Annotated in this window: 8 protein-coding genes; 2 read left to right on the top strand and 6 right to left on the bottom strand. The window is 61.5% G+C overall.

The window, feature by feature from the left end; translation table 11 throughout:
- Positions 1-205: 205 nt before the first annotated feature.
- From AC0IXA_RS06050 to AC0IXA_RS06025, 6 genes are all read right to left on the bottom strand, one after another.
- Positions 206-385, bottom strand: a complete 180-nt coding sequence (locus AC0IXA_RS06050) for a hypothetical protein (RefSeq protein WP_016775003.1) — start codon at positions 383-385, stop codon at positions 206-208.
- Positions 386-541: 156 nt separating this feature from the next.
- Positions 542-1,717 (bottom strand): lactonase family protein, encoded by a 1,176-nt coding sequence (locus AC0IXA_RS06045; RefSeq protein ID WP_130888536.1) that lies wholly within the window; start codon positions 1,715-1,717, stop codon positions 542-544.
- Complete coding sequence (locus AC0IXA_RS06040; protein WP_122507909.1) at positions 1,704-2,015, bottom strand: DUF5629 family protein; 312 nt, start codon at positions 2,013-2,015, stop codon at positions 1,704-1,706. The genes AC0IXA_RS06045 and AC0IXA_RS06040 overlap by 14 nt, the downstream gene beginning before the upstream one ends.
- 179 nt (positions 2,016-2,194) lie before the next feature.
- Positions 2,195-3,775: an aldehyde dehydrogenase (NADP(+)) gene (locus AC0IXA_RS06035; RefSeq protein WP_471812183.1), complete on the bottom strand. Its 1,581-nt coding sequence runs from the start codon at positions 3,773-3,775 to the stop codon at positions 2,195-2,197.
- A 9-nt stretch (positions 3,776-3,784) separates the two neighbouring features.
- Complete coding sequence (araD1, locus tag AC0IXA_RS06030) at positions 3,785-4,777, bottom strand: AraD1 family protein (protein WP_471812181.1); 993 nt, start codon at positions 4,775-4,777, stop codon at positions 3,785-3,787.
- 145 nt (positions 4,778-4,922) lie between these two features.
- Positions 4,923-6,245, bottom strand: a complete 1,323-nt coding sequence (locus tag AC0IXA_RS06025) for an MFS transporter (RefSeq protein WP_024013183.1) — start codon at positions 6,243-6,245, stop codon at positions 4,923-4,925.
- 192 nt (positions 6,246-6,437) lie between these two features.
- On the opposite strand from AC0IXA_RS06025, the gene AC0IXA_RS06020 reads away from it, so the two are divergent.
- Both AC0IXA_RS06020 and AC0IXA_RS06015 read left to right on the top strand, forming a co-directional pair.
- Positions 6,438-8,174 (top strand): IlvD/Edd family dehydratase, encoded by a 1,737-nt coding sequence (locus AC0IXA_RS06020; RefSeq protein ID WP_415762240.1) that lies wholly within the window; start codon positions 6,438-6,440, stop codon positions 8,172-8,174.
- Positions 8,175-8,370: 196 nt separating this feature from the next.
- Positions 8,371-9,090, top strand: coding sequence for a FadR/GntR family transcriptional regulator (locus tag AC0IXA_RS06015; protein WP_016775009.1), 720 nt, complete (start codon positions 8,371-8,373; stop codon positions 9,088-9,090).
- Positions 9,091-9,115: the final 25 nt, after the last annotated feature.

Here is a 9,115-nt window from a genome sequence, read left to right as displayed (position 1 = left end):
ATCGTTCCCACGCTCCGCGTGGGAATGCCTCAAGGGACGCTCCGCGTTCCAATGGGACGCAGAGCGTCCCGGGCTGCGTTCCCACGCAGAGCGTGGGAACGATCAGGTTACGCGCGCGCGTAGGAGCTGCCGAAGGCTGCGATCTTTTGACGATGAAGATCAAGAGATCGCAGCCTTCGGCAGCTCCTACAGGAGAACGGTGCGCTCAGGCTTGGGTTTTGTGATCCAGCGCGGCGTAGAAGTTGGCGCTTTGTTGCAGGTATTTCTGGGTGTAGCTCTGGGTGTGGGATTTTTTGCTGGCGATTTCGACGTTGGCACCGGCTGGCAATACCACGGTGGCAGAAATGGCGGAAGCGGCGATGACGGAGAAGAGATTGAAGTTCATGGCGGTAACCCTCGTGTTCGTTTGCTTGGTTTGCCCGGTCGGGCTGTGAAACAAACGTAACGCTAAAGGGTTGCTCGCTTGAAATCTTTTGTAGCATTAGCCGATATCAGTGCAATTAATACAACGATACAGGCCCCGCAGACCGGGGCCTGTGGCTTATTGTCGCACCAGGAATTTCAGATCGCTTGGCGCGTCCATCGGCAGTTTTTGCACGGTTTTGCCCAGCAGACCGGTCTTGGCATCGCGTTCGACGACGACAATCTGGTTGCTCTTCTGGTTGGCAATCAAGACGAATTTACCGCTCGGATCGAGGGCAAACTCGCGCGGGTGATCACCCTCGACCGAGCGCTTTTGCAGCTCTTTGAGCTGACCGGTCGCAGGATCAATGCCGAACACTACGAGCTGATTGGCCGTGCCGCGATTGCTCACGTAGAGAAACTTGCCGTCAGCCGAAGCATGCAGCGCCGCGCCGGCCTTGTCCGAGGTTGGCTGGCCCGCCGCGAGATCGACCAGTTGCGTCTGGGTCAGTACGCCGTCGTTGTAGTCGAACACCGCAACCTGCGCGCTCATCTCCATGGTCAGCCAGGCGTGTTTGCCATCAGCGCTGAACAGCAAATGGCGGGGGCCACTGCCGGCCGGCAAAGCTACCGAGGCGGTTTTTGCCGGGGTCAGCGGCAGGTGTGGATTGGCCTTCGGGTCGTATTGATAGATGAAAACCTTGTCCGCGCCCAAATCATTGGAGAACACATAGCGCCCGTCCGGCGAAGACACCGTCGAGTGCACGTGATTCGAGGCCTGGCGCTCAGGATTGACCCGACTGGCCGGGTGCCCACTCATCTGCACCACCGGTTTCAGCTGGCCGTCGGCATCGACCGGCAATACCGCCAGGGTGCCGCCCGGATCTTCCATCACCGAGTAGTTGCTGACGAACAGGTGTCTGGCATCAGCGCTGAGGCTGGAATGGGTCGGCTCGTTACCGAGGCTCTGCACTTGGTTGATCAGGCTCAGCGCATGGGTCTTCGGGTCGATGGCGAAGCTGCTGACGCGGCCGACCGGGTCAGTCTGGCCCGGACCGTTTTCATTGACCACGAACAGGCGTTTCTGGTCTTTCGAGAGGGTCAGCCACGAAGGGTTTTCGGTCTTGACCACTTGCAGTGGCTTGGCGTCGATCTGGCCGGTGGCGCTGTCAAACTGCATGCGGTAGATGCCCTGGCTGGAACCGGCGGTGTATGAGCCGACCAGCAACTGCAAGGTGTCGGCAGAGGCGCTGGAAAGCCCCATAGCGCCGACGCTGCCGGCCATCAGCAATGGCCAGAAGTTACGCATTTTCATTATTGTCATCCTCATCGTCGCTGCTGCTGACTACGTCGCCGAGGCACACCAGACGATGCTCGCCCGTGGTCTTGGTGTCGCTGGCGTAACCGGTGATCAGCCAGCTCTGCAGCGTCTCATCGAACGTCGCTTGCGCGACCTGCGCCGGGGTGAATTCCCAGTGTTTGGCTTCACGGCCATCGATGCATTCGATGTGCAGGTTATCATCCTCGTCGAGGGCGAATTCGAAGGCGTGCAGGCCATCGATTTCGACCATACCGCAGTGTTCGAGGGCGTTGAGAAGGGTTTGGGCAGTCATGGCAAACAGTCTTTCTAGGGGGAAAGGGCCAATGATAGCCCAATGTGATCCAGAGGCCCCTGCTGGAACCCCTGTGGGAGCGAGCCTGCTCGCGAAGACGGTGTGCCAGCTAACAAATAACTGGCTGATATTCCGCGTTCGCGAGCAGGCTCGCTCCCACAGGGGACATCGGCTTGGCTTTAGATCGCCTCACGCGATGGCTTGCCATCCACCAAACGCTGAATCCGCAGCAGGTTGGCGTTTTTCAGCGGCTCGGGCAGCAAGCTGTCCGGGTAGTTCTGGAAGCACACCGGGCGCAGGAAGCGATCGATCGCCAGCGTGCCCACCGACGTGCCGCGCGCATCGGACGTCGCCGGGTACGGCCCGCCGTGCACCATCGAATCGCACACTTCGACACCGGTCGGATAACCGTTGAGCAGGATGCGCCCGACTTTCTGTTCCAGCAGCGGCGTCAGTTCGGCGAATTGCTCGAAATCAGACGGCTCGCCGATGATCGTCGCGGTCAATTGACCGTGCAGGCCGTGCAGCGCTGCGCTCAGTTGTGCCTGATCGGCCACTTCGACGATCACTGTGGTCGGACCGAACACTTCTTCCTGCAGCACTTCATCGCCGTTGATCAACAGGCTGACATCGGCCTTGAACAACTGCGGCTGCGCCTGATTGCCCTGCTGCGGATTGCCGGCCAGATGCTCGATGCCGCTGTGCGCCAGGAGTTTTTCCAGGCCTTTGCCATAGCTGCCGAGGGTGCCGGCGTTGAGCATGGTTTGCGCCGGTTGATCACCGATCGCAGCGGCGACTTGTTGGACAAACGCGCTGAATTGCGGCGAGCGAATACCGATGACCAGACCCGGGTTGGTGCAGAACTGACCGCAACCCTGAACCACCGAAGCGGTGAGGTCGCGCGCGACGGTTTCCGAACGCGTAGCCAGTGCCTGCGGCAGCACGATCACCGGGTTGATGCTCGACATCTCGGCAAACACCGGGATCGGTTGCGGACGTGCGGCTGCCATGTCGCACAGGGCGCGACCGCCCTTCAGCGAGCCGGTGAAACCAACGGCCTGAATTGCCGGATGCTTGACCAGCCATTCACCGACGCCGCCACCGTAGATCATGTTGAACACGCCAGCGGGCATACCGGTTTTTTCTGCGGCACGAATGATCGCGTCGGCGACCAGTTCAGCGGTGGCCATGTGGCCGCTGTGGGCCTTGAACACCACCGGGCAACCGGCGGCCAGTGCTGCTGCGGTATCGCCACCGGCAGTGGAGAACGCCAGCGGGAAGTTGCTCGCACCAAACACGGCGACCGGGCCGAGGCCGATGCGGTACTGACGCAGATCCGGACGTGGCAGCGGCTGGCGATCCGGCAATGCCAGATCGATGCGTGCGCCGTAGAAATCACCGCGACGCAGAACTTTGGCGAACAGACGCATCTGCCCGCTGGTGCGACCACGCTCGCCCTGAATGCGTCCGGCCGGCAGCGCGGTTTCGCGGCAGACCACGGCGACGAAATCGTCGCCAAGCGCATCCAGCTCATCGGCGACCGCGTCGAGGAACTGCGCGCGACGTTCGGCGCTGAGGCTGCGATAGGTCGGGTAAGCCGCAGCGGCGGCCTTGGCGGCGGCGTCGACTTCTTCGGCCGTGGCCTGGATGAAATCGTGCGGCAGGGCCTCGCCAGTGCTGGCGTCGACCGAGTGCAGTTTGACGCTGCCGGCGGCGCTGCGCTGACCGCCGATGTAGTTGTGACCGAGAATCTGAGTCATGGGATCTCCTTAAAGGGTGCCGATGCTGTCCGGTTCAAAAGCCGCCTGAACCGGTGCGATACCGTTGACCAGCGGTGAGCCGAAGTCGGCCTGGCTGATCTCGAACGTGTCGCCCGGCTGGGTGCGGATGCCGTCGGCAAACGACAGGGTCGCAGTGCCGAAAAAGTGAATATGCACATCGCCCGGACGCAGGAACTGACTGTATTTGAAGTGGTGGTACTCAAGGTTCGCCAGGCTGTGGCACATGTTGGCCTCGCCGCTGAGGAACTCGTTCTGCCAGAGCACTTCGCCGTCACGCAGGATTCGGCTGGTGCCGGCAAGGTGTTGAGGCAATTCACCGGTACGAAGTTCCGGGCCATAACTGCAACTGCGCAATTTCGAGTGCGCCAGGTACAGGTAATTCTTGCGTTCCATGACGTGGTCGGAGAACTCGTTTCCGACGGCGAAACCGAGGCGATACGGCTTGCCATCGTTGCCGATGACATACAGGCCGGCCATCTCGGGCTCTTCGCCGGCGTCTTCGGCGAACGGCGGCAGCGGGAACGGCTGCCCCGGACGCACGACAATGCTGCCGTCGCCCTTGTAGAACCACTCTGGTTGCACACCGGCCTGCCCCGCCGCCGGTTTGCCACCCTCCACGCCCCATTTGAAAATGCGCATGGTGTCGGTCATCGCCGCTTCATCGCCGGCCTGCTGGTGCATCTTGTCCCGCGCCGAAGCGCTGCCCAGGTGCGTCAGACCGGTACCGCTGATCAGCATGTGCGCCGGGTCCGGGTGATCCAGTGGCGGCAGGATGCGCAGGTCTTTGAGCAACTGCGCATAGTCGTGGCTCGCGCCGAGGCCGAGGCTTTGCACTTGCTGCTCAAGCGAGCTGCCGGCCTCGATTGCGGCCAGGGCCAGATCACGGACACTGCGGGCGTCCTCGACTTCGCGGACCTGACCGTTGTCGACCACGCCGACACGGCGCTCGCCGTTGGGTAATTCGAATTGAACCAGATGCATGATTTTCTCCTGTTCCATCAAAAACGCCGCTATCCCCTGTGGGAGCGAGCCTGCTCGCGAAAGCGGTGTACCAGTCACCAGCAGTGTTGAATGTGATGGCCTCTTCGCGAGCAGGCTCGCTCCCACAGGGGCCAGTGTTGGTCAGTCAGGTTCGGGTCGCGCCACGGGCGCTGGCGGCGAACTGGTCGACGGGCAGCACATGCTTGCGCTCCAGCACGCGATAAACGATGCCGGTCAGAATCAGCCCGAAGACCATCACGCCCGAGAGGAAGTAGAGTCCGGACGCCAGATTGCCGGTGTATTCCTTCAACGCGCCGATCACGAACGGCCCGATGTAACCGCCGAGGTTGCCGACCGAGTTGATCAAGGCAATCCCCGCCGCGGCGCTCGCGCCGGCAAAGAAGCGCCCTGGCAAGGTCCAGAACACCGCGGTGCACGAGAACAACGCGAACGCCACCAGACACAGCGCCGCCAGTTGCGCCACCGGCAGCGACAGCCAGGCACTGAGGAACAGGCCCAGCGCACCGAGCACATAGAGCACCGCCAAGTGGCCGTAGCGATCATTCAAGCGGTCGGAGCTGCGCGGAATGATCAGCAGGCCGATGATCCCGAAAATGTATGGCACCGACGAGACGAACCCGGTGACCAGATCGCTGCCGCCGAACTGTTTGATCAGTGTCGGCAGCCACAGGCCGAGGCCATAAATGCTCAGGGTCACTGGCAGATAGAACAGCGCCAGCAGCAACACACGTTTGTCTTTCAGCGCATGCAGCGGATTGCCGTGACGGGTCTGGCCGTATTCCTGCAAATCCTTTTTCAGTTCGCCGGTCAGCCAGTCTTTTTCCGCCTGATCCATCCACTTCACTTGCTGCGGGCCGTCCGGCAGCCAGCGCAGGACCGGCCAGGTCAGCAGGATCGCCGGGGTGCCGATGACGATGAACAGCCACTGCCAGCCATGCAGACCAAGGATGCCGTCCATGCCCAGTAAGCCACCGGACACGGGACCGGTGATCATCATCGCGATCGGTTGCGAGAGGATGAACAGGCCGAGGATCTTGCCGCGATGGCGCACCGGGAACCATTGGGTGATGTAGTACAGCACGCCAGGGAAGAAGCCCGCCTCGGCCGCGCCGAGCAGAAAGCGCATCACATAGAAGCTGTGCGGTCCTTGCACGAAGGCCATGCCGATCGTGATCGCGCCCCAGGTGATCATGATCCGCGCGAACCAGCGCCGCGCGCCGAAGCGTTCGAGCATCAGGTTGCTGGGAATCTCTAGAAGAAAGTAGCCGATGAAAAACAGCCCGGCACCGAGGCCGTAGGCGGCATCGCCGATACCGATGTCGGCGCCCATGTGCAGCTTGGCAAAGCCGACGGCGGAGCGATCCACATAGGCGATCAGGTACAGCAGGATCAGGAAGGGAATCAGTTTCAGTGTGATGCGCCGGACAAGCCGCAATTCCTGGCTCATGAGATCGGTCTCCGATTGTTGTTTTTATAGAACCTCGGGGGACGCCTCTCGCCAAAACAGCCAGGGCCATCCCTCCGTCGAAAACGACTATATAGTAATACTAATTACCCAACAACACTTCCAAAGCGCGGATTTTGAGCTTAGATTAAGCGTCAGCTCGCAAACAATAGTCTTACAATAAGAGAATCGATCATGTCTGATAAGAAACCCACCCTGCGTTCCGCCCAATGGTTTGGCACGGCCGACAAGAACGGCTTCATGTACCGCAGCTGGATGAAGAATCAGGGCATCGCCGACCATCAGTTCCACGGCAAGCCGATCATCGGCATCTGCAATACCTGGTCGGAACTGACCCCGTGCAACGCGCACTTCCGCCAGATCGCGGAGCACGTAAAACGCGGGGTGATCGAGGCCGGTGGTTTTCCGGTGGAGTTTCCGGTGTTCTCCAACGGCGAATCGAACCTGCGCCCGACCGCCATGCTCACCCGCAACCTGGCGAGCATGGACGTTGAAGAAGCGATTCGCGGCAACCCGATCGACGGCGTCGTGCTGCTCACCGGTTGCGACAAAACCACTCCAGCACTGCTGATGGGCGCGGCCAGTTGCGACGTGCCGGCCATCGTCGTCACCGGCGGCCCGATGCTCAACGGCAAGCACAAGGGCAAGGACATCGGTTCCGGCACCGTAGTCTGGCAGCTCAGCGAACAGGTCAAGGCCGGCACCATCACCATCGACGACTTCCTCGCAGCCGAGGGCGGCATGTCGCGTTCGGCGGGCACCTGCAACACCATGGGCACCGCGTCGACCATGGCCTGCATGGCTGAAGCGCTGGGCACTTCGCTGCCGCACAACGCGGCGATCCCGGCAGTGGATGCACGGCGTTATGTGCTGGCGCACATGTCCGGCATGCGTGCGGTGGAGATGGTTCGCGAAGATTTGAAACTGTCGAAGATCCTCACCAAGGAAGCCTTCGAAAACGCTATTCGTGTCAACGCTGCCATCGGCGGTTCGACCAATGCCGTGATCCACTTGAAAGCCATCGCCGGGCGCATCGGCGTCGAGCTCGACCTGGACGACTGGACGCGCATCGGTCGCGGCATGCCGACCATCGTCGACCTACAACCGTCCGGGCGTTTCCTGATGGAAGAGTTCTACTACGCCGGTGGTTTGCCAGCGGTACTGCGTCGCCTCGGTGAAGCCAATCTGATCCCCAACCCGAACGCACTGACCGTCAACGGCAAGTCCATCGGCGAGAACACCAAGGACGCGCCGATCTACGGCGAAGACCAAGTGATCCGCACCCTCGACAATCCGATTCGCGCTGACGGTGGCATCTGTGTGTTGCGCGGCAATCTGGCGCCGTTGGGCGCGGTGCTCAAGCCGTCCGCCGCCACTGCTGAACTGATGCAGCATCGCGGCCGCGCGGTGGTGTTCGAGAATTTCGACATGTACAAGGCGCGGATCAACGATCCGGAGCTGGACGTCGATAAGGATTCGATTCTGGTCATGAAGAACTGCGGGCCGAAGGGTTATCCGGGCATGGCCGAAGTCGGCAACATGGGCCTGCCGGCCAAGCTGCTGGCAGAAGGCGTGACCGATATGGTGCGCATTTCTGACGCACGCATGAGCGGCACGGCATACGGCACGGTGGTTCTGCATGTCGCCCCGGAAGCTGCTGCGGGCGGGCCTTTGGCGGCGGTGCAGGAAGGTGACTGGATCGAACTCGATTGCGCCAGCGGCCGTCTGCATCTGGACATTCCGGATGCAGAACTGGCCGCGCGCATGGCCGATCTGCAAGCGCCGCAGCAGTTGTTGGTGGGCGGTTATCGTCAGCTGTACATCGACCACGTGCTGCAGGCGGATCAGGGTTGCGACTTTGACTTCCTGGTGGGCTGCCGAGGTGCCGAGGTTCCGCGTCACTCCCATTAACACCCCACTGATCGTTCCTACGCTCCGCGTGGGAATGCAGCCCGGGACGCTCCGCGTCCCTTTCAGAGCTGGAACGCGGAGCGTCCCTTGAGGCATTCCCACGCAGAGCGTGGGAACGATCATTGCCTACCTCAAGATTGTGCCGTGCCTGCTATGATGCGCGGCATCTCCATCGCTCAGGATCGCGCCACTCCCCATGGATTACCGCAAACCTTCCGACCGTAAAAGCATGCATTCGCGCATCGTCCAGGAACTGGGCATGCAGATCGTCTCCGGACGCTTTTTGCCCGACGACAAACTGCCCGCCGAAGCCCTGCTTTGCGAGGAGTACGCGGTCAGTCGGCCGGTGTTGCGCGAAGCGACTCGAGTGCTGGTGGCCAAGGGGCTGGTGTATTCCAAACCGCGCGTCGGCACCGTGGTCAAGGCCCGGCGCGAATGGCACATGCTCGACCCGGACGTGCTGCACTGGCTGATGCAAAGCAGCCCGCAGAATGAATTCTTCAACGTGCTGACCAGCGTGCGCAGCATCATCGAGCCGGCAGCCGCCGCCCTCGCCGCTCAGCATGCAACCGATGCCGACATCGCCGCGATCAACGAAGCCTACCAACGCATGGAAGCCGCGCCGACCCCGGAAGCGCTGTTGCAGCCGGACCTGGACTTCCACAGCCGCATCGCCGATGCGACGCACAACGACCTGCTGGCGAACCTGTGCAACATGTTGGCGGTAGCGATTGCCGAGGCGTTGAAGCATTCCAATCAACGGCCGAATCTGCATGAACTGGCGCTGCCGAGGCATAAGGCGATTCTGACTGCCATTGAAAATCGCGATGCGCTGGGTGCAAGGCATGCGACGCTGGTGCAGCTGGATGATGCGCGCAGTGCGTTGAGTGTGGTGCTGGGTGCTGAGCTCACTTAGAGCAAAGTCAAAAGATCGCAGCCTT

This window comes from Pseudomonas sp. AC083 (assembly GCF_979253165.1).
The sequence above is the reverse complement of the archived record's forward strand: the minus strand, read 5'-3'. Positions and strand labels throughout refer to the sequence as shown.